Genomic DNA, 24,024 nt, shown 5'->3' with positions numbered 1-24,024 from the left:
GGACATGGACACTCTCAGCGACCTCGCCGGCGGTTTCGCCGCAGCGGTGCAGCCGGCCAGCCTCGCCTTCGCCCTCCTCGGCGTCCTCCTCGGCACCGTCGTCGGCGTTCTGCCCGGCATCGGACCGATCTCGGCGATCGCGATCCTCATCCCCGTCTCCTTCGGCATGGAGCCGGTGCACGGGCTCATCCTCCTCTGCGGCATCTACTACGGGTCGATGTACGGCGGGTCGATCACCGCGACCCTCATCAAGACCCCGGGTGAGGTCGCCAGTGCGGTGACGGCGATCGAAGGCTACGAGATGGCCCGCCGCGGTCGGGCCAAAGCCGCGCTCGCGACCGCGGCGATCGGGTCGTTCCTCGCCGGCACGCTCGCCATCGTCGGGCTGACGTTCCTCTCCCCGCTGCTCGTCCAGCTCGCGAACTACTTCGGCGCCACCGAGTACTTCCTCCTCATGGCCACCGCCCTGCTCCTCGCCTCGACGATGTCGGCGGGGTCCCGGGCCAAGGCGCTCATCTCGATCTTCATCGGTCTTGCCGTCGGTCTCATCGGCCTCGACTTCCAGACGGGACTGCCGCGCCAGACCTTCGGTGTCGGGCTCCTCTCCGACGGCGTCGACTTCACGATCTTCGCGATGGCGCTCTTCGCGATCCCCGAGGCGATCCGCAACCTCGCCCTCGGGCGCGGTGCGAAGGAGGAGATCCAGAGCTTCGGCAGCGACAAGTGGATGACCAAGGAGGACTGGCAGCGCTCGGCGGGACCGTGGGCGCGCGGGTCGGTCCTCGGCTTCATCATCGGCGTCCTGCCCGGGGTCGGGCCGTCGCTCGCATCCTTCATGTCCTACATCATGGAGAAGCGGATCTCGCGGCGGAAGCACGAGTTCGGGCACGGGGCGATCGAAGGCGTGGCCGGCCCCGAGGCGGCGAACAACGCCGGCGTCGGCGGGGCGATGATCCCGCTCTTCAGCCTCGGCATCCCGGGATCGGCGACGACGGCGCTGCTCCTCTTCGTCTTCACGATGTACGGGCTCCAGCCGGGACCGCTGATCTTCCGCGACGATTCGGCGCTGATCTGGACGATCATCGCGAGCATGTACATCGGCAACGTCGCGCTCATCATCCTCAACCTCCCGCTCGTCGGCGTCTTCGTCAAACTGCTCAAGATGCCCAAGGAGATCCTCTTCTCCGCGATCCTCGTCCTCGTCGTCATCGGCGCCTACGCGATCGAGTTCAGCCTCTTCGGCCTTCTGCTGCTCGGCATCTTCGGGGTCATCGGCTACCTCATGGAGAAGGGCGGCATCCCGCTCGCGCCGTCGATCCTCGCGCTCGTGCTCGTCCCGCTCCTCGAGGACAACTTCCGCCGGATGCTCCAGATCTCCGGCGGTTCGATCGCGCCCCTGTTCACCCGGCCGGTGTCCCTGGCGATCATCATCCTCATGCTCGCCGGCATCATCGGTCCGTTCCTCTTCCGCTGGTGGGTGCGCCGGCGGAAGCTCCTCGCCGACGTCAGCGTCGGCTGACCCGACCGCACACCGTCAGACACGAGAGGCAGGCTCCCATGGCACGGTCCATCGACACGGCAGAGGCGAACCCCATCGCCGAGGTGCGCGCCGGGCCGGACCCGGACCCGCCCGACGGCGGCAACCGCAGGTCGGCGGAGGCCCCGCCGGTCGGTGAGGCTCAGGAGGTCGGGGTGATCGCCCGCAGTGCGGCGATCCTCACCGCCCTCCAGGACTCGCCGCTGACCGCCGCCGAGGTGTGCCGGCGACTCGGGTACTCGAAGTCGACGACCTACCGGCTGCTCGCCGATCTGCGCACCCACCGGTTCATCGTCCGCGACCCCTCGGGTCTGCTGCGGCTGGGACCGTTCCCCGGGCGACGGAGCATCGCGACGACGAACTCCGTGCTCGAGCACCTGCGGACGCGGGCGAGCGAGTCCGTGCAGCTGTGGGTCCGCGTCGGCGAGGACCGGGTGTGCGTGCGCAATGTCGAAGCCGACCACGAGCTGCGGGTCACGCGCAGCGTCGGCACGATCCTCCCGCTCGTCGACGGCGGGTCCGCGGCGCTCGCCCTGTGCGGGCCGGGCAGCCCGCAGGAGTTCTACGCGACGAAGCAGGCCCGGGTCAAGGGGACCGCCTCGGCGAGTGTCGCCTTCACGGTCGGACCCACGGTCTTCGCGCTCTGCGTGTCCTATCCGCTCTCCCGCGAACCCGACAACGTCGCCGGGGCCTACCGCGGCCTGCTCACGAGTGCCGCGACCGAGCTGAAGTCGCTGCTCGACGGCAGCGAGGAGCTCAACGTCCTCCGCGACATCGCCCGCCTCTCGGTCGGGGCGGCCCGCGGCGGGCCCCGCTGACTCTGTCAGTGAAGCCACTAACGGGTCAGCTGGCGTCCTCGCCGAGGTAGAACGCCGTCGTGCGCTCCGCGGCGGCCCGTGCCTCGTCCTCAGGGGTGCCGGCCAGCCGGGACGCCTCGGCCCAGCGATCGCTGACGATGCGGATGAAGTCGTGGGCGGGTTCGGCGTCGAACGTCGCCGCGTCGCGGGGCTCATCGCTGCGGGACTCGAGGTAGAGGGCGAGACCAAGGAACGAGAGGTCCCAGCCGACCCCGCCGGCACCGGGGCCGAACTGCGTCCAGAAGTCGGCGTCGGCCTCGGCGGTGAACCGGTGTTCGAGGGTGAGCCGGGCGTGGTGGCCGTCCTTGGCCATGCGCACGGCGACCTCGCTCTCATCACCGGCGCTCTCCCACGTCAGGGTGAAGGACTCGCGGGGTTCGCAGGCCGTGATCGTGCCCTCGGCGTTGTCCTCGACGACGTAGCGGCCGCCGAGCCGGAAGTGACCGGCCACGGGCGCGAACCACTTGCCGAGGCGCTCGGGATCGGTGCATGCCTCCCAGAGGTTCTCCAGCGAGGCGGGGAAGGTCTGGGTGAGCGACTGCGCGGTGTGCCGGAGGCCGTCGGCGACGTCGACGGTGAGGGTGCGGGCGACGGAATCGGGTTGGGCGGCGATGATCTCGTCATCCGTGCGGTGCGCCATGCGTGCTCCTTCGGGTCGGTCGCCGATGGTCGGCGCTTCTCATCATAGGCCCGCCCGGATCGCGGTCGTCGCCACCGCCTCGGCGCCGGGGTGTGGTTCGATGATCCCATGACTGCTGCACTCGAGACCCATCGCGCCCGCCTCGGCGACGGGGCGATCTACAACGGCCTGTGGATGATGTCGGCGGCCCCGGAGCTCGCGACGATCGGGGCGGCGGCCGGGTTCGACTACGTGTGCCTCGACCTCCAGCACGGTCTCGCCCGGGCCGGTGACGTCGTGCGCCTGTCCGATGCCGTCCGCGCGCACGGATCCGCGCTCGTCACGGCCCGAGTCGCGGCGAACCGGTTCACGGAGATCGGGCTGCTCGCCGACGCCGGCATCGAGGCGATCATCGTTCCCCTCATCGATTCGGTCGCCGATGCCGAGGCGGCCGTCGCCGCGCTCGACTACCCGAGCCGCGGCGGGCGCCGATCGTGGGGTCCGACCGCGGAGATCCTCACCGGCCAGGTGCGGGACTCCCGCACCGCCCGTCCGCTCCTCTTCGTCATGATCGAGACCGCCGAGGCGCTCGCCGCCGTCGAGGACATCTGCGCGGTGCCCGGCGTCGACGGGGTCTACGTCGGCCCGGCGGACCTCGCGTTCGCCGTCGGCACGGTCCCGGGCCGGCCCAACGACGCCCACGCCGAGGCGCTCGTGCGCATCCGCACCGCCGCGGACTCCGCCGGCATCGTCCCGGGCATCCACTGCTCGACCGGGGCGGAGGCCAAGCTGCGGGAGGAGCAGGGATTCCGGTTCATCACCTCGGCGAGTGACATCGGGGCCGCCGGCCGGGCGCTGCGGGAGGATCTCGAGGCGGCCCGCAGCTGAGGGTCTGCCGGCACAGGCCGAAGGGTGCCGTCAGCGGCGGAGATCGACGACGGTGCGCAGGCCCGGGGTGGGGTGGGCGAACTCCGCCGGCAGATCGGTCAGCCCGATGGGGCCGCCGAGGATGTCGTCCCAGGGCAGCGCTGAGCCGGCGGTGGCGAGGAAGTCGACGGCGGCGGTGAGGTGCCGGGGTTCGTAGTTGTGGACCCCGGTGATCGTGCGCCATCCGCGGACGAGGTGTTCGGGATCGACGGTGACGTGCGGGCCGGGCGAGACGCTGCCGACGAGGACCGCGGTGCCGCCGATGCCGAGCGCGTCCAGGCACGTGCGGACTCCCGCCTGAGCGCCGGAGAGTTCGATGGCGACGTCGACGTCGGCAGGGGTGTCCCCGTCACCGGTGACGAGGACGTCGGCGCCTGCCGCAGCGGCGAGGGTGCGACGGTCAGGGGCGGGGTCGAACGCGGCGACCTCGGCAGCGCCGCGTGCCTTCGCGGCCGCGACCGCGGCGAGTCCGAGCATCCCGAGGCCGTTGACGAGCACCCGCCGTCCGGTCAGCTCCCCGGCGGCGTCGAGGGCGGCCATGACGGTGGCCACCGCGCAGCCGGCGGTCGCCGCGACGGCATCGGGCACGTGGGCGGGAACGGGGGCGACTGCGACGCCTGCGGGCAGGAGGATGTGCGACGCGTAGGTTCCCGACAGGGCCCAGCCGGAGTCGGTCGCTTCGTGGCCGACCTTGGCGACCGCGGCGCATTTCGCGCTCAGTCCGCGCCGGCAGTTCTCACACGCCCCGCACACCGAGGTGACGGCGAAGACGACGCGCTCGCCGACGGTGAGTTCGCCTCTCGTCGCCTCGATGACGCCGACGCCCTCATGGCCGAGCACCGACGGGCAGGCCCCGGAGCGATGGCCGGAGACCGTGTGGCGGTCAGATCCGCAGACGGTTGCGGCACTCAGGCGCACGAGGCTCTCCCCGTCGGCGAGGTCCGGGATCGGCAGGGTCTGCCGATCGAAGCGATCGCCGCCGAGCCAGACGAGCGCCTCGGCCGTCGTCGCCGCCGGGCCGGAGGCAGGGTCAGATGCGGTGGCGGTGCGATCCGCGGGAGGTGTCGGCGCGGTCCGGGTCGCGGAGGCAGTCGGGGCGGTCCGGGTCGCGGTGGCGCGGCGGCTGGCGCTAGCGGTCGAGGTCTGGTCGTCCATAGACGACCAGTTGACCAACCCCCGACGTGACTTGTCTACACAAGTCGCCCGAGTTCACGCACGCGCCACGATGATTTCATGCGCTGTTGTGACAGTTCACGGCCTGGCGTCATCGCCTGATCCACCACTGCGGGCCCGGTGTCCCGGCAACGCCTCGGCTCAGTGAACGACGGGTTCGTCGCGCGATTCCTCGGGAGAGACCGCTCCGTTTCGCGCAGCCCTCACCCGTGCGGTGATGACAAGGGCGAGCCCGACCACGATCATCGTCATGCAGGTGACGAACACGGCGAAGGGAAAACCGAAATGCGTCGTCGTGAATTCGACGCCGGTCACGGTGTCGCCGTGGCACTTCAGATACGGCAGAAGATAGTTGGAATCGATTCCGAAACCGAGGATCTCCTCACCCTGAAACGAAGACGGGCAGACGGGCGAGCCGTCACCGGAGTTCGACGCCCGATACCACGCCGCGTACTGGGTGAGGATGCCGAAAGGACCGATGACGCACGCCACCATGAGCAGTCCGACGCCCCACCGGGCCATCCGCCCCGCGGATCGTGGCGCTCCCCACGTGACCAGCGCTTTCACGGCGACTGCGCAGAAGACACCGAAGAGGGCGACAGTGCTGATCACAGCAATCGCGATCGCGAAGAAGGTGAGAATCGAGAGATTGCTGAACTCCGTGACGCCGAAGCCGCCGTCGGAGAACGTTGCTTCGCACGCATAGCCCCACACCCCGCGGCTGACGATCTCCATCTCCTTCACCTGGCCCATCGAGGCGAGGTCCGCGCACACGACGTCGACTCCGCGACTGCGTGCGTCGGAGAGTTCGACGAAGGAGAGAAGCGACTGCACGGCACCGAGAATCACGGCGACGACGAATCCGAGGCCGGGCAGCAGAAAGCCCCATTGGAGCAGGGTCAATCGGGGCAGCCTGCGCCGGTTCTCCGGTCCGGTCTGCCGCACGTCGCGCTTCCTTCTCACGAGCTCACCCTAGCCGACGCTGACGGCCTGGCCCCGGCCCGGGCCTTGGAGCCCCGGACCCCCGGGACCCAGCGGTCCGCGGACCCTGAGCCCCGCCTCGGCGGGAGTATCGTGAGGACATGGCGCACGCGCAGATGTTCGACGACGATGACCCGGTGCTCGCGCGGTTCCGCACGCTCGCGCTCGGGTATCCCGATGCGCAGGAGAAGGTCTCGCACGGTCGCCCCGCGTTCTTCACGAAGAAGGTCTTCGCGTACTTCGGCGGCACGGAGAAGCACGTGACCGGACAGATGGAGCAGCATCCGCATGCCGCCCTCCTCCTGCTCGATCCCCTCGACGCCGAGGTGATGCTCGAGCGGGACGACACGTTCGTCCCGATGTACCTGGGTCCCACCGGCTGGATCGGCATCGACATCGACGACCTCGACGATGACGACCTCGGCGAACTCGTTGCCGATTCGTACCGCAACACCGCCCCGACGCGTTCGGCTCGGCTCGTCGAGGCGGAGGCGGAGGCGGAGTCGGAGTCGCAGTCCTGAGACGGCGCCGACGCCGCGAACGGGTGCGGTCGTGCGCTGGCGGTCGTAGGGTGGAAGCATGACTGAATCCGGCAACGGCACCCCGATTCCCACCGTCGACCTCAACGATGGACGCCCGATCCCGCAGATCGGCCTCGGCACCTACGCGATGACTGGTGACGAGGGCGTCGCGGCGATCGACGCCGGCATCGCCGGCGGCTACCGACTGCTCGACACCGCGGTCAACTACCAGAACGAACGCGAAGTCGGTCGCGCGATCGCCGAGAGCCCCGTCGCCCGCGAGGACCTCTTCGTCACGAGCAAGATCCCCGGCCGCCACCACGGCTTCGACGAGGCGATCGCGAGCACCGAGGAATCCCTCGCCCGACTCGGCCTCGACCGCCTCGACCTCCACCTCATCCACTGGCCCAACCCCAGTGTCGGCAAGTACGTCGACACGTGGCGCGGCCTCATCGAACTGCGCGACCGCGGACTCGTGACATCGATCGGCGTCTCGAACTTCACCGCGGACATGCTCACCGAGCTCATCGAAGCCACCGGCGTGACCCCGGCCGTCAACCAGGTCGAACTCCACCCGTACTTCCCGCAGACCGCGCTCGTCGACTTCCACCGGTCGATCGGCGTCCAGACCGAATCCTGGTCACCGCTCTACCGCGACGGCGGGCTGTTCGCCGAAGACCCCATCACCGAGGCGGCGGCCGCCCACGGCGTCGAACCGGCCCAGGTGGTGCTGCGCTGGCACGTCGAGATCGGCAGCATCCCGATCCCGAAGTCCGCGAACCCGGCCCGCCAGCGGACGAACGCCGACATCTTCGGCTTCAGCCTCACCCCCGCCGAGGTGGCCGCGATCTCCGGACTCGAGCGCGGCCGGATGAAGGACCGGGACCCGCTCACGCACGAAGAGATGTGACCGGCCGCCCGGGCCTCAGCGGGTCACGGTCTCCCGCGCCTTCGCATCCGCCCGCCGGGTCCGCAGGTTGCGGATGACCGCGGCGATGAGCGGGTAGGCGAGTGCCACGAGGGCTGCGAGGGTGAGGATGAGCGAGAGCGGCTGCTGGAACATGATGAGCAGGCTGCCGTTGCCCAGCGCCGAGGTCTGCACGAGGTACTTCTCGAGCAGCGGGCCGAGCACGAGGCCGAGGACGAACGGCGCGGCGGGGAAGTCGAAGCGCTTCATGAAGTAGCCGAGCAGCCCGGAGAAGAACACGATCCACAGGGTGAACATGTTGTTGCCGAGCGCGAAGGCCCCGATGAAGCTCATCATCAGCACGATCGGATAGAGGTAGACGTAGGGGATCCGCAGGATCTGCGCGAACACCGGCGCCATCGGCAGGTTGAGCACGAGCAGGATGAGGTTGCCGAAGAAGAAGCTCACGAGCAGACCCCACACGAGGTCCGGCTCCTGCTGGAAGAGCAGCGGGCCCGGCTGCAGACCGAAGATGACGAACGCGCCGAGGAGGACCGCCGTCGTGCCGCTGCCGGGAATGCCGAGCGCGAGGGTCGGGATGAAGCTCGCGTTCGCGGCCGCATTGTTCGCCGCCTCCGGAGCCGCCACCGCTTCGGGTGCGCCCTTGCCGATGAACTGCCGGAACCGGCTCACCTGCTTCTCGACACCGTAGGCGAGGAACGTCGCGAGCGTCGCCCCGGCGCCGGGCAGGACTCCGACGGTGAAGCCGAGACCGGTGCCGCGCACCGTCGACGGGAACGCCCGCCGCAGCTCCTCCTTCGTCACGAGCAGATCCCGGAAACCGGCGCGGATGGGCTTCTCCCCGCCTCGGCGGATCTGGTGGAGGACCTCACCGACGGCGAAGATGCCGATCATCACGGCGACGAAGTCGAGGCCGGAGAGGAGATTGACGCTGCCGAACGTGAACCGGGCCGTGGAGAATCCCGAGGCGACCCCGACCATCGACACGAGCAGCCCGGCCGCGGCCATGGTGATGCCGCGCAGGATGTTCTCCCCGGCGAACGACACGATCGTCGCCATGCCGAGGAGGATGATCGCGAGGTTCTCGGCCGGACCGAAGTTGAGGGCGAACCGGGCGATCGGCTGGGCGAGCGCGATGAGGCCGATGAGGGAGACGATGGCGGCGAAGAACGACGCGAGCGCCGAGATCGCCAGCGCCGCCCCGGCTCTGCCCTTCCGCGCCATCTGATAGCCGTCGATCGTGAGCACGACGCTCGAGGAGTCGCCGGGCGTCGAGATGAGGATCGAACTGATCGACGACCCGTACTGGGACCCGTAGTAGATGCCGGCGAGCATGATGAGCGCGGTCACCGGGTCGAGGGTGAGGGTGACGGGCAGGAGGATCGCGACACCGGTGGTCGATCCGAGGCCGGGCAGCAGGCCGATGACGGTGCCGAGCAGCACGCCGACGAAGCACCACAGCAGATTCTCCGGGCTGACTGCGGTCTCCAGCCCGAGCATGAGATTGTCGATCATGAGCACTCCTCAGATCAGGCCGAGCATCCCCGTCGGCATGGGAACCGAGAGGACGAGGCCGAAGACGATGTAGACGAACACGGCGGCCCCGAGCGTCGCCGCCGCCGAGGTCCACCACTTCTGCTTCTCCACGACGATGAGGAGGAAGAGGATCGCCAGGGACAGCGCGATGATGAGGCCGAGGACCGGAACGAGGGCGAGAGCGACGCCGAAGGTCGCGAAGATGACGAACGGCGCGCGGTTGCGCTGCTTCTCCGTGCGACCGAACGTGTCGACCTCGTCCCCGTCGGCCGAGACCGCCTCGGAGGCGGAGTCGATCGACTCCGCGGCCGTGGCCTCGATGTCCTCGACGGCGGACATGATCCGTCCGCCGGAGGTCCCGACGCGGGCGAAGAAGAGACGGAAGATCTCCGCCACCGAGGCGAGGAAGATGAAGGTGCCGGTGAGGAACGGCAGCAGCCCCGGCCCCACCTCGCCGCTGTCGACGCTCAGCCCGTAGCCGATCCCCATGACCGCCGCCACGGCGCCGACGACCCCGAGGATCGCGGTGCCGATGACGTCGGAGACCTCCGGCCTGTTGCGCGGCGGATTCTTCGCGGTGACCGTGTTCATGTCTCCTCCATTCCGTTCATCGCGTCTCGGCCGGCGCCGAGGCGGTCGCCCCGGTCGTCGGGGCATCCGCGGTGGCCGTGTCCCGGCGCGAGGCGGCCATCGCCGCAGCGAGGTCGAACGCGTGCTGACTCGGGCTGAGATCGGCGGTGCCGGTGCCGACGATCCCGTGCGCCGTGCCGTGGGCGGGGGTGGCGATGGGGATGGGCAGACCGCCGTGGACGGTCACCCCCTGGTCGAAGCCGAGCAGCTTCATCGCGATCTGCCCCTGGTCGTGGTACATCGTCACGACCCCGTCGTAGTCGCCGCCGGCGGCCCGGCCGAAGAGCGTGTCGCACGGGAACGGTCCCTCGACGTCGATGCCGCGGGTGCGCGCCAGCTCGATCGCCGGGGCGATGTCCTCGATCTCCTCCCGCCCGAACTTCCCGCCCTCGCCGGCGTGCGGGTTGAGCGCGCAGACGGCCAGCCTCGGTGTCGGGGTCCGCGTCTCCCGGACGACGCGGTCGAGGAGTTCGATCGTCTCGAGCACCCTGCCGGCGCGGATGCCCGCGGCAATCTGCGACACCGGCACATGGGAGGTGACGCGGGCGGTGACGAGCGAGGAGATGAAGTTGAGTTCGGAGGTGAAGCCGGTGAAGCCGATGCGCTTGGCGAACCACCGCAGCTCATCCTCCTCGGTCATCCCGGCCCTGCCCATCGCGCCCTTGTTGAGCGGGAGGAAGAGCACCCCGTCGGCGCGTCCGGCCGTCCACAGGTCGAGCGCGGTGCCGAGGTCGGAAAGCGCCCGCTCGCCGGCTGCCGTGCTCACCACTCCGGGCGGAATCTCCGGACCGTCGTAGGCGGTGCCGAGGAACTCGATGGCATCGACGTCGGGCACGGACACCCCGGCGGTGTCGGCGAAGGCCTCGAGCTCCTCGGGCGTTGCGGTGATGAGGACATCGGCCCGCGCGCGGTTCTCCGGGTCGGCGAGCAGCCGGGCCAGCAGCTCGGGGCCGACCCCGGAGAGGTCGCCGGGCACGAAGACGAGGCGAGGGCGGGGCAGTGTCGCGGTCATCTCGGCGCTCACTGTCCGATCGCCTCACGCAGCTCCTGGTCGTTCTCCCCGAGGTACGTCGTGAAGTCGTCCCCGTAGGCGACATTGGGCTGCATCATGTTGTCCTCGATGTACTTCGTGTACGCCTCGGACTCCGCGAACTTCTGCGACTGCTCGATCCAGTACTGCTTCGCCTCGTCGGGAATGTCTCCGGGGGCGATGACGCCGCGGAACTGGGCGAACGCGACATCGATGCCCTGCTCCTTCGCCGTCGGGATGTCCTTGAGCGAGTCGTACTCGTAGCGCTCCTCGGCGGCCGCGCACAGCGGTTTGAGATCGCCGGACTCGAGCTGACCGGAGACCTCGCCGGGGTTGACGGAGATCGCCTCGACCTGCCCGCCGAGGACCGCGGTGATCACCTCGGCGCCGGATTCGAAGGGCACCCGGTCGAACTTCGCCCCGGTCGCCTTCTCCATGAGCGTGAAGGTGATGTTGTCGAGGCCGGTGGCACCGGAGATCGCGACGACCGTGCGCTCGTTCTGCGCCTTGTCGGTGAGGTCCGAGCACGTGTTGAGCGGGGAGTCGGCCTTCGTGACGATGAGCGTGTAGTCGTCGCCGAGCTTCATGATCGGCGTGAAGCTCTCGTACGTGAACTCGACGTCCTGGGTCGCCGGCAGGGCGAGCATCGCCGTCTCCGTCGCCAGCAGGTAGCTCGGGTCCCCGCTGCGGCCGAGGAACTCCGAATATCCGACCGCGCCGGAGCCGCCGTCGATGTTCTGCACGGTGATCGTCTTGCCGGTCGCCTCCTCGAGACCCGAGGCCGTCGCACGACCGGCGATGTCGCTGCCGCCGCCGGCGGCGAAGGGTACGATCATCGTGACATTGCCGGGAGGCTCGTAGCCTCCGTCGGATGAGCCCGAGGATCCCTGACCGCACGCGCTGAGGGCGAGTGCCAGGGTGCCGGCCACGGCGGCAGCGGTGAGCAGTTTCTTCGAATGCATGTCCATCTCCTTTGACAGAACGTCCAGATCGGTGGTGCCGGTGGTGCCGGAGCGATGGTCACTCCGCAGTGGGCAATGAGGCACGCACCTCCTCGAGCCAGCGGTCGGATTCGGGAGTCGCCCCGTCGAGGCGGTCGACGACGTCGATGAGGAACGAGAGGTTCCCGTGGTTGTCGAGTGCGGTCTCGATCTCGTCGATGTCGCCGCGCAGGATGACCTCGAGCATGTGGGCGTGCCGAGCGACGTTGCCGTCGAGATCCTCGATCTCCCGGCGCGCCTGGTTGTTCAGTGCCATGCACATCTGCAGCTGCATCGCCATCGCCCGGTACGTCGATTCGATGCGGGCGTGGCCGGCGAGGCCGACGACGGCGTAGTGGAACTCGAAGCCCGCCGCGACCATGTCGCCCTCGGACCCGGAGTCGGCGATCTCGCGCATCGTCTCCAGCGCCGCCTCGCACCGGGCGACCCGGTCGGGGACGAGGGTCGGCAGGGCGAGGCGCAGCGCCATCGATTCGAGTTCGCGACGCAGGGTGGCGATCTCGAAGACGTCGTGCTGGGTGATCGCCATGATGCGGACCCCCTTGCGGGGAGTGTGCTCGACGAGTCCGGTGTGGGCGAGTTCCTTGAGCGCCTCGCGCAGCGGCGGGCGGGAGATGCCGAGCTCTGCGCACAGGCGCTCCTCGACGAGACGTTCACCGGGAAGGTAGTTGCCTTCGAGGATGGTGCGTTCGAGAGCCTGCCGTGCCTGCACCGACAGGCTGGGCTGGGAGGGAAGGAGAGTCGACACTTTTGAATAGATCCTCTTTTGTATACAGTAGTGCAAAGACTGTAACGCGGATCACAGTACGAATCAATGGGGTGTTTCGGCGAAGTGTCGCCTCGCAGCGACTCGGTGACAGGTGATTCCTACAGGATCGATGGCGATGTGAGGAGATCTCATGAACGAGAATGCGACAGGCGGGGGAGCGCTGGCCGGGGTGACGGTCCTCGAGCTCGGCGTCTTCATGGCCGGGCCGTTCGCGACGATGCAGCTGGCCGACCTCGGCGCCCGGGTCATCAAGATCGAGAACCCCGACGGCGGCGACCAGACGCGGAGCACCGGCCCGTACGTCAGCGGTGAGAGCGTGCCGAACATGCTCCTCAACCGCAACAAGGAGTCGATCACCCTCGACCTCAAGGACCCGACCGGTCGGGAGGCGTTCATGCGCCTCGTCGAGCGCGCCGACGTCGTCGTCGAGAACATGCGCCCGGGTGTCATGGCCCGCCTCGGCACCTCGTATGAGGAGGTGTCCGCGCGCAACCCCCGCATCGTCTACGCCTCGGCGTCGGGCTGGGGGCAGGACGGGCCGCTGGCACCGCTCGCCGGGCTCGACATCATGGCGCAGGCCCGCAGCGGGCTGATGAGCATCACCGGGTTCCCCGACTCCCCGCCGGCGAAGGTGGGGGTGCCGATCTGCGATCTCACCGCCGCGATGTACGTGGCCCTCGCCGTCACCGCAGCACTCGTCGAACGGGACCGGTCCGGTCAGGGACAGCACATCGACGTGTCCCTGTTCGAAAGCGGTGTCTCCTATGCCGTGTGGGAGGCCGCCGCGTACTTCACGGACGGGACGATCGGGCGCCCCAACGGCTCGGCCCACCAGAACCAGGCGCCCTACCAGGCGGTCCACTCCGCCGACGGGTTCGTCACCGTCGGGGCGAACACCCCGCGGAACTGGGAGCGGTTCTGTGCCGCCCTCGGACTCGAGGACCTGCTCGACGACGCGCGGTTCGGCCAGTCTTACGACCGCCTCACCCACCGGGAGGCCCTCATCGCCCGAGTCGAGGAGAAGACGCAGACGATGACGACCGACGAGATCGTCGAAGTACTCAACGCGGCCGGAGTGCCGTGCGCGCCGATCAGCGACTACGGCGAGGTCTTCACGGACGACCATCTCCAGGCCCGCGACTTCTACTGGGACTCCGACCATCCGGTCGCGGGAACCGTGCGGCAGATCGGCTCGCCGATGCGCCTCTCGCGAACCCCCGCCCGTCGCGGTCCGGCCGGCCCCTCCCTCGGGGCCGACAACGCCCTCCTCGACGACCTCGGGTTCACGCCCGAGGAGCTGACGAAGCTCAAGGGACAATGAGCACGACGACCTTCAGCCGCCCGGATCCAGCGTCCCGGGTGACCACGACGACGAGCGAAGGAGCTCGACCATGACCGACAACGCCCCCGACACGGGCACCGAGGACCTTCTCGTCGACCTCGCCGACGGTGTCCTGACGATCACCTTCAACCGGCCCGCGGCACGCAATGCGATGACGTGGGACATGTACATGGGCCTCGCCGAGGCGTGCGAGGAGGCCGACTCCGACGCGGCGGTGCGCGTCATGGTGCTGCGCGGCGCCGGTGACAGGGCGTTCGTCGCCGGCACCGACATCGCCCAGTTCACGGACTTCGACGGACCCGCCGGCGTCGCCTACGAGCACCGGATCTCCGAGGTGCTCTCCCGACTGCGCGCCGTCGACGTGCCCGTCATCGCCGCGATCGACGGCTACTGCGTGGGCGGGGGGCTCGGCATCGCCGCGTGCGCGGACCTGCGGGTGGCCTCGCCGACCTCACGGTTCGGGGTGCCGATCGCCCGCACCCTCGGCAACTGCCTCTCCGGGGACACCCTGAGTCTGCTCATCGAGCTGCTCGGCCGCGGCCGCGTCGTCGACATGCTCCTGCGCGCCCGCTTCATCGAGGCCGACGAGGCGCACACCGCGGGGTTCCTCGGCCTCGTCACCGCCGATGTCGATGCGGCGGCGGCCGAGTGGGCGGAGACGCTCAAAGGGCACGCGCCGCTGACGATGTGGTCGGTCAAGGAGGTCGTCCGACGCCTCTCGGCCAACGGTGGGTCGATCGACGACACCGATGTCATCGAGCGGATCTACGGCTCCGAGGACTTCCACAACGCCGTCGGCGCCTTCATCGCCAAGACCCCGTACGAGTGGACGGGACGCTGAGCCTGCGTCGTAGAGCGGCCCCCGGCGACCGGCGGCCTCTCCCGCGCCCCGGCCGCATCGCTGCCCGCGCCCCGGCCGCGCCGCTCACTTAGGATCGTAGGTGCGGATGACCTGCGAGTCGTCGCGCCGGGCGAGACCGGCGTCGGCCGCCTCGGCGAACTTCCTCCCGGCCACCGGCAGCAGAGCGAGGTCGATGTCGAGGTCGGCGGCCACCTCGGCGACGAGATCCGTGTCCTTGACGAAGATGCTCACGGCACTGGCGACGGGGGCCTCGAGACCCTCGAGCATGCGCGGCCCGCGGTCGCCGAGCATCCACGACTGCCCGGCACCGGCGGTCATCGCGGCGAGCACGGACTCCTCGTCGAGGCCGAGCCGATCCGCCAGGGACAGGGCCTCGGCGGCGGCGACGATGTGGACGGCGCACAGCAGCTGGTTGACCGCCTTGTACGCCTGACCGTCACCGACCCGCTCACCGCAGTCGATGAGCGTGCCGAGCGCCTCGAGCACGGACCGGCGGGATTCGAGCACCGCGGGCGGACCGGAGGCGAGGAGGCGCAGGGTGCCGGACTTGACCCCGGCGATGCCGCCGGTGACGGGCACGTCGAGGACGGCGATGCCGTGGGCGGCGGCGGACTCGGCGGCGCGGCGCACGGCGTCGGGGCCGACCGTGCTCATGATGACGAGCACGGACTCCTTCGGCATGAGCGCGAGCAGTCCGGGGGTGTCGGTGCTCGGGTCGCCGGTCAGGGCGGCCTCGAGCTGCGCGCCGTCGGCGACCATGACGATGACGGTGCCGGCCGTCGCCGCCGCCAGCGGCTGCGCTGCCGTCGTCAGCCCCGCCGCGGCGGCCCGCTCCCGCGGATCGGGGAACGGGTCGACACCGGTGACGGTGAGACCGGCGGCGTGCAGGCGCAGCGCCATCGGCAGGCCGATGGCGCCGAGGCCGAGGAACGTCACGTGCTCGGACATGGATCCTCCCGTGGATCGGTGGGGTCTAGTGGAAGTAGAGGCCTCCGTTGATGCTCAGCGTCTGGCCGGTGATGTGGCCGGCGCCTTCGCTGATGAGGAACGCGACGGTCGCGGAGACGTCCTCGGGCACGGAGATGCGCCCGAGCGGAGTGGCCGCCCCCATCGCGTCGCGGCGCGCGTCGTCGAGGGGACCGCCCATGATGTCGGTGTCGACGGGTCCCGGGGCGATGGTGTTCGCGGTGACTCCGTGCGGCCCGAGTTCGAGGGCGACCCCGCGCATCAGCCCGATGATCCCCGCCTTCGCCGCGGCGTACGCGGTCTTCGAGAACGTGCCGCCGCCCTTCTGCGCCGTCACCGAGGAGAGGCCGACGATCCGCCCGAGCCCGTTGGCCGCCATGATCCGGCCGAAGGCCTGGGTGACGAGGTGGGTGGCCGTGAGGTTGTTCGCGATGACCCGGGCCCACTCGTCGTCGGTGATCTCGAAGTAGGTCACTGAGGAGGAGACACCGGCGAAGTTCGCGAGCGCGACGATCTGGGGCAGGTCGGATTCGAAGGCGGCGGCCGCCTCGGCGATGGCCGTCGAATCGGTGACGTCGACCCCGGCGCCGCGTGCCGCGATCCCGTGGGCCGCGGTGAGCTCGGCGGCGAGTGCCGTGGCCTCGTCCTCCCGCCGGGCGATGAGGCCGAGGTTCCAGCCGGCCTCGGCGAGCCGGTGGGCGGTGTGCCGGCCGATGCCGTTGGCGCTGCCGACGCCGGTGAGCACGGCGGTCCGCTCGGCGGGGAACGCGGGCCCGGGCTGGGCCGATCCGGTCTGGGCGGATCCGGGCTGAGCGGATTCGGTCATGGGGTGACACCTTTCGTCGACGGCGCGGCGGGGCGGGGTGAGGTGGCGAGCAGGCCGGTCAGATACGTCCGGTTCTCCGCGCAGACGCCGAGGCTGTCGCCGCCGTACTGCTCCATGAGGAACGGTCCGTCGAACCCGAGCTCGACGGCGCGGGCGACCATCGCGCGGTAGTCGATGAGGCCGTCGCGCAGGGTGGTCGGATGGGCGGTGAACCACGAGCCGTCGGCCGCTTCGTCGCGCTGGTAGTTCTTCATGTGCCAGTAGTTCGCGTACGGCAGCGTCGCCTCGTGCATCTCCCGCCAGTCCTCGATGGGCCGGTGGAGGCGGATGAGGTTGCCGATGTCGGGGTTGAGGCCGACGGTGTCGAGCCCGATCTCCTCGATGAGGCGGACGGCGGAGGCGGCGGTGCCGAGGTAGGTGTCCTCGTACATCTCCAGCGACATCGGCAGCCCCACCTCGGCGGCATGACGTCCGAGCTCACGCAGCCGGGTCACGGCGAGCGCGCGGACCTCGGGATCGTCGGGGTCGGTCCACCCTGGTGCCGTCCAGAACCACAGCGCCCGCTTCTGCGCGGGAGTGAAGGGCTGGTGGAGTCCGGTGGAGAAGACCCGGCAGCCGAGTTCCGCGGCGGCGTCGATCGTCCGGTGGGCGTAGGCGAGGTTGTCCTCGCCGTGGACGGGGTCGATGACGGACCGGCGCTGGACGTGGACGGCGGCGAAGTCGATGCCCGCCGAGGCGGCTGCGGCGGCCAGCTCGGCCCGCCGCTGCGGGGTGAGGTCGCCGGGTCGGATGTGGCTGTCGGCGATCTCGAGGGCGGTGAATCCGAGACCGGCGACGGTGTCGGCGACGTGCTGCCACGCCGTGGGGTCGGCATCGTGGAGGGCGAGGCCGTCGCGGTCGACGGGGGAGAAGCCGTGCATGCAGCAGGCGATCATACTCATGTGTCCTCACTCTTCTTCATGCCGGGACTCCTCTTCGTCCCGGGCCGGGTCAGGCGTCGGGTGGCTGTGGGTCCTCGACGAGGGCGCGGTGGGCGACCATGCGCAGGTGGTGGCGCATCGCGGCCTCGGGGGCGGTGGGGTCGGGGGAGGCGAAGGCGTCGAGGATCGCGCGGTGTTCGGCGATCGCGTCGTCGACGTCGGTGATGCCGTGGGGCAGGGCCTGGCGCAGGCGGTGGACCTGGGCGCCGAGGTCGGACGACATCTTCATGAGGTACCGGTTGCCGCAGCCCTCGAGGATGACGCTGTGGAACGCGCGGTCCTTCGCGTAGTAGTCCTGGGCGGCGGCGACTTCGATGCGGCGGGCGGCGTCGGGGTCCTCGGTAGTCTCCGCGGCGGTCTGCGCGGCCTCGCGGACGCGGGCCCCGGCCTGCTCATGGTCGGCATGGGCGTCCTCGAGCGCGCGGAGGAACGCGTCGTCGGCGGGGGTCGCGAGCCGTGTCGCCGCGGTCTCGATGGTCTCACGGGCGACGAAGAGCTCGTCGAGCTGTTCGCGGTCGAGCGGCGGTGCCACCCGGTAGCCGCGGAGGGCTTCGCGGACGACGAGGCCGGTGCGCTCGAGGTCGACGAGGGCTTCGCGGACCGGGGTCGGGGAGACGTCGAGGAGCCGGGCCAGGCCGTCGATCGACACGCGCTCGCCGGCGGTCAGCTCACCGGTGAGAAGGATCTCGAGGATGTGGTCGTAGACGTGGTCGCGCAGGCCTCGCCTCTCGATGTCGGGGCGGCGGATCTCGGGGAGTGAACTCATGGGGACAGCTTAATGACGTCGGGAAGCTCGTCGAGGATCGCCGGGACCGCTGCCGGGTCGTGGGCGAAGCGCCCGAGGAAGAGACCGTCGACGGCCGCCCCGAGGCGGGCGAGCAGGCCGGGGCGGGCGCTGCCGCCGTAGATGAGACGGAAGTCGAGGCCGGGGAACTGGGCGCGGGTGCGCGAGCGCACGACGGTGCACACCGCGGCGATATGGTCGGGACCCGCCGGTTCGGCGGCCCCGATCGCCCACACCGGTTCGTAGGCGATGACGACGGTGAGCGGGCGGGGGAGGTCAGCGGTCGCGGTCGGCAGTGCCGAGCGGATCTGGACCATCACCTCGGCGGCGGCCTCCTCAGCCGGGACCGCGTCGACCTCCCCGACGCAGAGGACGGGGATGAGTCCGTGACGCAGGGCGGTCGCGGTCTTCTCCCTGATGAGGCCTTCGGTCTCGGAGAAGTGACGGCGGCGCTCCGCGTGCCCGATCTCGGCGAACCGGCACCCGAGTTCGGCGAGCACGGCGGCCGAGACCTCGCCGGTCCAGGGCCCGGAATCGTGGGCGGCGACGTTCTGCGCGCCGATGAGCACGGGGCCCGCGGTCTCGAGGCACGCCGGGATCGAGGGGAACTGCGGGAGGAGGAAGAGCCCTGCCGCGCCCGAAGTGAGCGCCGGGTGGTCACGGGTCAGTGCGGTCACCTCGGCGAGCCAGTCGAGGGTCTGCCGGTGGCCGAAGTACATCTTCAGGCTGGTGCCGAGGATCCGATCGGGCAGGGGAGAGGTGACCGCGTCGTCCATGGGTCAGCGGGACTCGTACGCGCTGATCTCGGCGACCTTGTCGTTCGAGGCGCTCGTCGGGTCGAACGTGTAGCCGATCCACTCATGCGCCAAGCGCCGGGCGAGTTCGACGCCGATGACGCGCTGGCCCATGCAGAGGACCTGGGCGTCGTTGGAGAGCACGGAGCGTTCGACGCTGAAGGAGTCGTGGGCGGTAGCCGCGCGGATGCCCTTGACCTTGTTCGCCGCGATCGCCACGCCCAGTCCGGTCCCGCAGATGAGGATCGCGCGGTCGGCGTCGCCGCGGGCGACGATCTCCGCGGCGGCGGTCGCGATCGAAGGATAGAACGTGTGCGACTGTGCGTCGACGCCGACGTCGGTGACCGCGGAGATGCGCTCATCGGCCTCGAGGTCGGCTTTGATGACCTCTTTGTAGTCGAACCCCGCATCGTCGGAGCCGACGACCACTCGCAGTGTCATGATCGGGTTGCCTTTCGTTCGGTCGGTGCCAGGGGCGGTGATGTCGTCAGTGGGGCGGCGCGGCGGGTGAGCTCCTCGGCGACGACCGAGGCGATCATCGCGAGCGAGACCGCGCCGGGGTCGGGGGTGCCGAGGCTCTTGTCCCCGTGGGAGCGGGCGCGGCCGCGGCGGGCGACGAGGTCGGCGGTGGAGTCGGCGCCGCGGTCGGCGGCATGGGCGGCGCGGGCGGCTGCCGCGGCGATGAGGGGAAGCGGGCTGGTGCTGTCTGGGGCGGGGTTGTCCGGGGCGACGCTGTCCCGGCCGGGTGCGGCGGCTTCGGCGACCGCCTCGGCGAATTCGTCGGCCAGGGGGGCCAGCGCATCGACGAGGGTCTTGTCGCCGACCTCGACCCTTCCGAACGCGCGGACGTCGTCAAGGGTCGTCGCCAGCACGGCGGCGACGCCCTCGGGGGTGGGGTCGTCGTCGACGGCTGCGGCGAGTGAGCTGAGGATGCGCCCCCAGATGGCGCCGGAGGTGCCGCCGCCGACGTCGGCCCAGGCCTCACCGGCGACGCGGAGGACGGCGCCGGCCGACTGGTCGTGGGCGGCGGCCGCTTCGGCTTCGAGGGCAGCGGCCTTCGAGCCGCGCTGCATGCCGATCCCGTGATCGCCGTCGCCGGCGATGCTGTCGAGGTGTCCGAGGTCGTCCGCGGCGTCATCGATAGACACGGCGATGCGGGTGAGGACCGCTGCGATCTCTCGGCCGAGCGCCCGCGACCGGGCGGTGGGGCGGGGACTGCCGGCATCGCCGCCTGCTGCCGGCACGGACGTGTCGGGCGCGGCGGTGTCTGGGTCTGCGGTGTCTGGGGCCGCGGAGTCTCGATCCCCTGCGTCTGCCGATGTCGCGCTGTCGTCCTCGACTCTCTCGTGGGCGAAGCCGAGGGCGTCGCGGGTGAAGGCCGCCGAGGAGCAGGGGGCGTCCCAGAGGGGCGCGAGTTCGTCGTCGAGCCACACGAGGGTGAGGGAGAGGCCGGCCATGTCGAAGCTCGTGCAGAACTCGCCGACCTCGGGGTCGACGATGACGAGTCCGGCCTCGCGCAGGAGCGGGTCGATGAGTCCGTAGAGGAGGTAGAGCTCCTCGTATTTCACGGTGCCCAAGCCGTTGAGGATGGGCACGACCCGTCCCGAGGTCACGGGCGCCTCGGCGAGGAGTCGGGTGACGAGGAGATCGGCGAGCTGAGATGCCGTGGGGAGGGGGACGTCGTCGATGCCGGGTTCCCCGTGGATGCCGAGGCCGACGGCCATGCGGCCGTCCGCGACGGTGAAGAGGGGAGCGTCGGCGCCGGGCAGGGTGCAGCCGGAGAAGGCGACGCCGATCGAGCGGGTGCGGTCGTTCGCCGAGGCGGCCAGGCGTTCGACCTCGGAGAGGTCGAGTCCCGCTTCGGCGGCGGCTCCGGCGATCTTGAAGACGGCGAGGTCCCCGGCGATGCCGCGGCGGCGGTCGATCTCGTCGGCCGGGGCGCTGAAGATGTCGTCGGTGACGACGACGGTGCGGGTGTCGATGCCCTCGGCGCGCAGCTGCTCCTGGGCCTGGTCGAAGTTGAGGACGTCGCCGGCGTAGTTGCCGTAGCTGAAGAGGACGCCGCGGCCCTGGTCGCTCGCGCGGGCGACGGAGAGGATCTGCTTCGTCGACGGGGAGGCGAAGACGTTGCCCATCGCCGCGCCGTGGGCGAGGCCGGGGCCGACGAGACCGGAGAATGCGGGGAAGTGTCCGCTGCCGCCGCCGATGACGAGCGAGACGGTCGGTGCGGGAGCGCGGGTCGAGCGCACGACCCCGCCGGGCACCGCACGCACCCAGCGCGCGGCGGCGAGGCTGAGTCCGCGTGACATGTCGGCGACGAAGTCATTCGGGTCATTGAACAATCGGGCCACGAGCTCCCCTTCGAACCAGTTCCTATTTCAAAGATCCTATAGGATTATTCGCCGGACGCAAGACCCGGGGGTTGAGCGGACGTCGAGGCGTCAGGGCATCAGCGACAGTGCCACTGCGCAGATGCTGCGATCCTCCCCGCTCGCCAGATCCATCCCGAGTGCATCCTCGAGTTCTCTGCGGTATGAACGGGCTGTGTTCCGATGGACGCCGAGCCGAGCGGCCGCCCGAGCCACGGACGGCGAATCGACGAACGCCGCCAGAGCGTCGAGCAGAGCGGTTTCGTCTCTGCGCCCGCGAATCGGACCGAGCACTGCCTCGGCGATCGCTGCGGAATGGGCGGGCGGCACGAGGAGGCCGAGGTCGCGCAGCCGCGGCGGGCCGAGGAAGCGAACTCCGGCGGACCCTCGGTGTGAGGACGGCGCAGGGACCGCATGCTCAGGCGCATCGTCGTCAGGGCTCGCCGGATCGACGTGGAGACCGACGAACAGTGACAGCGCCGAGGTGTGACGCACGGCTTCGCTGACAAGCACGCTGTCTCCGGCTTCCGCATTCACCGCCTCGACGAGTTCGTCGAGATGGGTTTCGGATTCCCGTACTTCACGGCCGTTGCGGGCAGCAGGCAGGCCGGCTGCGGCCGTGATTTCCGAGCCGTTCCGAGGCGGGTCGGTCGGCTTCGACGCCGACCACCGCACCGCGGAGAACGGGGCCAGCAGGAGCAGGACGGTGCGCTCGGTCTCCACCGGGAAGACGACGACGTGATCGTGGAGAATCCGCATCAGACGCCAGGTCAGGAGGTGACGGCGAATCGGACTCCGAGCGCGGACGCTGAGCATTCGCATGCCCGTCGTGCTGTCGACGCCGAGGTCCGCGAGCGCTGTCATGATCTCCGCGGAGGCGTGGCTGCCCGTCTGCCGCAGGGCCGCAAGAAGAGCATCGGTCTTCTCGCTCCGCGGCAGACCGATGCTCAGGCTGCGAGCGAGCACCATTCCCAGGATCGCGGCCGCAGGCGTGAGTGCGGTGCGCAGTGTGGCGGGAGTGAACACCGGCGCCGGAGTCCCGGACTGCACTGTGCTCGGCCCCGGGCTGTCGAGGCAGTGCAGGTGCCATTGCTCGTCCTCGCCGATGTTGAGGGGCAGCGAGAGCAGGGGAGCGGAGTCGGACGTCCTCCCTGCGGAGCGGTCCGAGCCGGGCATGCGGTCGGTGGACACGAAGACGGCGTCCTCATCGTCGACCACGCGCAGAGCATGTCCGATGCGAGATGCTACGCGTTCGAGCAGCGGGGCGAATTCGAGACCGTCGGCCGCAAGCTTCGTGCACTCCTCGGCGATCGACCAGGCGTGGTGCGATGCCTGGTGCTCGTCCTCGGAGAGCGCGCGGAGGACGAGGTTCTGGAGGCGGAGAAACGGCACATCGGGCGGGACGAGCAGAATCGGCAGGCCGCGGGCGTCCGCGGCATCGATGAGTCCGTGCGGCACCTGCTGGTGCGGCTTGCCTTCTCCGAACGCGATCGCCGCCGTGCCGGCGGCGACCAGCCGTTCGACATAGCCGTCCCAGATGCGAGCATCGTCGAAGTTGAGCGCCATTCCGGTGGTGAGGACGAGCGTGCCCGGCGTGAGGTAGGCGGCGGGATCGATGGACTCCGTGGCCACAGCGGCGCCGATCGCCGTCTGGAGGCGCTCCTGTGAACTCGGGGTGGCGAGTTCGAGGCGGAGCATCGGGTCGGCGATGAGGTCGATGAGTCTCATGCGCTGAATCTACGAGGACTGTGCACTGTGCACAATAATCCGCGGCGAATTTGATCATCGGCGTGGTGCAGGTCACATTCGGATTCCATACGGTTGTGCCAGGAGGTCACCGATGACGAAGACAATCAATGCCGATCTCGGCGAAGGAATCGGTCTGCACGCATTCGGCAACGATCCTGAGCTGATGACGCTCATCGATGTCGCCAATGTGGCATGCGGGTTCCACGCTGCCGACCCGCACATCATCAACACGACAGTCGAACTCGCAGCGGAGAACCAGGTGAAGGTGGGAGCGCACCCGGGGCTGCCCGACCTCGCCGGATTCGGGCGCAGACCGATGGTGCTCAGCGCCGATGAGGTCGAGGACATCGTCACCTACCAGGTCGGGGCGCTCTCGGCCTTCCTCGACCGACACGATCTTCGGCTCAACCACATCAAACCCCATGGGGCGCTCTACGGCATGGTCGGCCGCGACCCCGAGCTCATGGCCGCGGTCGCCCGAGTCGCGCTCGTCCACGGCGTCCCGATCTTCGGATTGGCGAACACCGCGCACAAGACCGTCTGCGACGAGCTCGGCGTCCCCTTCGTCGCCGAGATCTATGTCGACCTCGGCTACGACGCCGAGGGCAGACTCGTCATCGAACGCGCTCCCCAGCCCGGAGTCCCTGCCGAGGCCGCTGCGCGGATCACCTCGGCGATGACAGACGGCACGATCCGCGCCAACGACGGAACGGAGCTCACCGTCGATTTCGACAGCGTCTGCGTGCACTCAGATCCTGCCAACGCCGCCGATGTCGTTCGGGCAGTCAGAGCCGCCATCGACGCCGCCGAGGAAGAGGAAGCCGACAGCCTCTGACGGTCCTC

Annotated in this window: 24 protein-coding genes; 8 read left to right on the top strand and 16 right to left on the bottom strand. The window is 70.0% G+C overall.

Translation table 11 applies throughout. The annotated features are described in order from the left end of the window. Positions 1-4: 4 nt before the first annotated feature. Positions 5-1,519, top strand: a complete 1,515-nt coding sequence (locus ACFQ91_RS14730) for a tripartite tricarboxylate transporter permease (RefSeq protein ID WP_198500246.1) — start codon at positions 5-7, stop codon at positions 1,517-1,519. A gap of 38 nt (positions 1,520-1,557) precedes the next feature. After that, positions 1,558-2,355: a helix-turn-helix domain-containing protein gene (locus tag ACFQ91_RS14725; RefSeq protein ID WP_232623802.1), complete on the top strand. Its 798-nt coding sequence runs from the start codon at positions 1,558-1,560 to the stop codon at positions 2,353-2,355. A 25-nt stretch (positions 2,356-2,380) separates the two neighbouring features. Here ACFQ91_RS14725 and ACFQ91_RS14720 read toward each other — a convergent pair whose 3' ends face one another. Then, the gene (locus ACFQ91_RS14720) at positions 2,381-3,034 is read right to left on the bottom strand and encodes an SRPBCC domain-containing protein (protein ID WP_198500247.1); all 654 of its coding nucleotides are present in this window, start codon (positions 3,032-3,034) and stop codon (positions 2,381-2,383) included. A 108-nt stretch (positions 3,035-3,142) separates the two neighbouring features. Between ACFQ91_RS14720 and ACFQ91_RS14715 the strand changes: the two genes are divergently transcribed. Next, the gene (locus tag ACFQ91_RS14715) at positions 3,143-3,901 is read left to right on the top strand and encodes an HpcH/HpaI aldolase/citrate lyase family protein (protein ID WP_198500248.1); all 759 of its coding nucleotides are present in this window, start codon (positions 3,143-3,145) and stop codon (positions 3,899-3,901) included. Positions 3,902-3,931: 30 nt separating this feature from the next. On the opposite strand, the gene ACFQ91_RS14710 is transcribed toward ACFQ91_RS14715, so the two are convergent. Next, entirely contained in the window at positions 3,932-5,095 is a 1,164-nt protein-coding gene (locus ACFQ91_RS14710) for a zinc-binding dehydrogenase (protein WP_198500249.1), read from the bottom strand. A 159-nt stretch (positions 5,096-5,254) separates the two neighbouring features. Further along, complete coding sequence (locus tag ACFQ91_RS14705; protein ID WP_198500250.1) at positions 5,255-6,076, bottom strand: hypothetical protein; 822 nt, start codon at positions 6,074-6,076, stop codon at positions 5,255-5,257. A gap of 119 nt (positions 6,077-6,195) precedes the next feature. Between ACFQ91_RS14705 and ACFQ91_RS14700 the strand changes: the two genes are divergently transcribed. After that, entirely contained in the window at positions 6,196-6,615 is a 420-nt protein-coding gene (locus ACFQ91_RS14700) for an MmcQ/YjbR family DNA-binding protein (protein ID WP_232623803.1), read from the top strand. Positions 6,616-6,673: 58 nt separating this feature from the next. Then, positions 6,674-7,525, top strand: a complete 852-nt coding sequence (locus ACFQ91_RS14695) for an aldo/keto reductase (protein ID WP_198500251.1) — start codon at positions 6,674-6,676, stop codon at positions 7,523-7,525. Positions 7,526-7,540: 15 nt separating this feature from the next. On the opposite strand, the gene ACFQ91_RS14690 is transcribed toward ACFQ91_RS14695, so the two are convergent. From ACFQ91_RS14690 to ACFQ91_RS14670, 5 genes are read right to left on the bottom strand one after another with little or no spacing between them, the layout of a single operon-like run. Continuing rightward, a complete protein-coding gene (locus ACFQ91_RS14690; protein WP_198500252.1) occupies positions 7,541-9,058 on the bottom strand; it encodes a tripartite tricarboxylate transporter permease in 1,518 nt (505 codons plus the stop codon). 9 nt (positions 9,059-9,067) lie between these two features. Beyond that, on the bottom strand, positions 9,068-9,670 hold the full coding sequence (locus ACFQ91_RS14685) for a tripartite tricarboxylate transporter TctB family protein (RefSeq protein WP_198500253.1): 603 nt from the start codon (positions 9,668-9,670) through the stop codon (positions 9,068-9,070). 16 nt (positions 9,671-9,686) lie between these two features. After that, positions 9,687-10,721: a 4-hydroxythreonine-4-phosphate dehydrogenase PdxA gene (locus ACFQ91_RS14680; RefSeq protein WP_198500254.1), complete on the bottom strand. Its 1,035-nt coding sequence runs from the start codon at positions 10,719-10,721 to the stop codon at positions 9,687-9,689. Positions 10,722-10,729: 8 nt separating this feature from the next. Then, on the bottom strand, positions 10,730-11,701 hold the full coding sequence (locus ACFQ91_RS14675) for a tripartite tricarboxylate transporter substrate binding protein (RefSeq protein ID WP_198500255.1): 972 nt from the start codon (positions 11,699-11,701) through the stop codon (positions 10,730-10,732). 58 nt (positions 11,702-11,759) lie between these two features. Continuing rightward, entirely contained in the window at positions 11,760-12,488 is a 729-nt protein-coding gene (locus tag ACFQ91_RS14670; protein WP_198500256.1) for a GntR family transcriptional regulator, read from the bottom strand. 151 nt (positions 12,489-12,639) lie between these two features. On the opposite strand from ACFQ91_RS14670, the gene ACFQ91_RS14665 reads away from it, so the two are divergent. Continuing rightward, a complete protein-coding gene (locus tag ACFQ91_RS14665; RefSeq protein ID WP_198500257.1) occupies positions 12,640-13,830 on the top strand; it encodes a CaiB/BaiF CoA-transferase family protein in 1,191 nt (396 codons plus the stop codon). Positions 13,831-13,900: 70 nt separating this feature from the next. Continuing rightward, on the top strand, positions 13,901-14,692 hold the full coding sequence (locus tag ACFQ91_RS14660) for an enoyl-CoA hydratase (RefSeq protein WP_198500258.1): 792 nt from the start codon (positions 13,901-13,903) through the stop codon (positions 14,690-14,692). An 84-nt stretch (positions 14,693-14,776) separates the two neighbouring features. Here the strand turns inward: ACFQ91_RS14660 and ACFQ91_RS14655 are convergent, their stop codons facing one another. The 8 genes from ACFQ91_RS14655 to ACFQ91_RS14620 all read right to left on the bottom strand — a co-directional run bounded on the left by ACFQ91_RS14655 (position 14,777) and on the right by ACFQ91_RS14620 (position 23,160). Further along, positions 14,777-15,661 (bottom strand): NAD(P)-dependent oxidoreductase, encoded by an 885-nt coding sequence (locus tag ACFQ91_RS14655; RefSeq protein ID WP_198500259.1) that lies wholly within the window; start codon positions 15,659-15,661, stop codon positions 14,777-14,779. A gap of 25 nt (positions 15,662-15,686) precedes the next feature. Continuing rightward, entirely contained in the window at positions 15,687-16,505 is an 819-nt protein-coding gene (locus tag ACFQ91_RS14650; protein WP_198500260.1) for an SDR family NAD(P)-dependent oxidoreductase, read from the bottom strand. Next, complete coding sequence (locus ACFQ91_RS14645) at positions 16,502-17,446, bottom strand: sugar phosphate isomerase/epimerase (RefSeq protein WP_198500261.1); 945 nt, start codon at positions 17,444-17,446, stop codon at positions 16,502-16,504. The genes ACFQ91_RS14650 and ACFQ91_RS14645 overlap by 4 nt, the downstream gene beginning before the upstream one ends. Positions 17,447-17,495: 49 nt before the next feature. Beyond that, on the bottom strand, positions 17,496-18,251 hold the full coding sequence (locus ACFQ91_RS14640) for a GntR family transcriptional regulator (RefSeq protein WP_198500262.1): 756 nt from the start codon (positions 18,249-18,251) through the stop codon (positions 17,496-17,498). Then, positions 18,248-19,045 carry a triose-phosphate isomerase family protein gene (locus ACFQ91_RS14635; protein WP_198500263.1) on the bottom strand — a complete coding sequence of 266 codons (798 nt, stop codon included), beginning with the start codon at positions 19,043-19,045 and terminating at the stop codon, positions 18,248-18,250. Before ACFQ91_RS14635 ends, ACFQ91_RS14640 begins: the two co-directional genes overlap by 4 nt. Positions 19,046-19,048: 3 nt before the next feature. Continuing rightward, the gene (locus tag ACFQ91_RS14630; protein WP_137826945.1) at positions 19,049-19,504 is read right to left on the bottom strand and encodes a ribose-5-phosphate isomerase; all 456 of its coding nucleotides are present in this window, start codon (positions 19,502-19,504) and stop codon (positions 19,049-19,051) included. Continuing rightward, a complete protein-coding gene (locus ACFQ91_RS14625; RefSeq protein ID WP_198500264.1) occupies positions 19,501-21,414 on the bottom strand; it encodes a dihydroxyacetone kinase family protein in 1,914 nt (637 codons plus the stop codon). The genes ACFQ91_RS14630 and ACFQ91_RS14625 overlap by 4 nt, the downstream gene beginning before the upstream one ends. Positions 21,415-21,504: 90 nt before the next feature. Then, on the bottom strand, positions 21,505-23,160 hold the full coding sequence (locus ACFQ91_RS14620; RefSeq protein ID WP_198500265.1) for a PucR family transcriptional regulator: 1,656 nt from the start codon (positions 23,158-23,160) through the stop codon (positions 21,505-21,507). A 112-nt stretch (positions 23,161-23,272) separates the two neighbouring features. On the opposite strand from ACFQ91_RS14620, the gene pxpA reads away from it, so the two are divergent. Next, positions 23,273-24,016, top strand: coding sequence for a 5-oxoprolinase subunit PxpA (pxpA, locus tag ACFQ91_RS14615; protein WP_198500266.1), 744 nt, complete (start codon positions 23,273-23,275; stop codon positions 24,014-24,016). The last annotated feature ends 8 nt before the right edge of the window (positions 24,017-24,024 follow it).

The sequence above is a fragment of the Brevibacterium sp. NPDC056726 genome (assembly GCF_042790515.1).
GTDB classification, from domain to species: Bacteria; Actinomycetota; Actinomycetes; order Actinomycetales; family Brevibacteriaceae; genus Brevibacterium; species Brevibacterium sanguinis.
The sequence above is the reverse complement of the archived record's forward strand: the minus strand, read 5'-3'. Positions and strand labels throughout refer to the sequence as shown.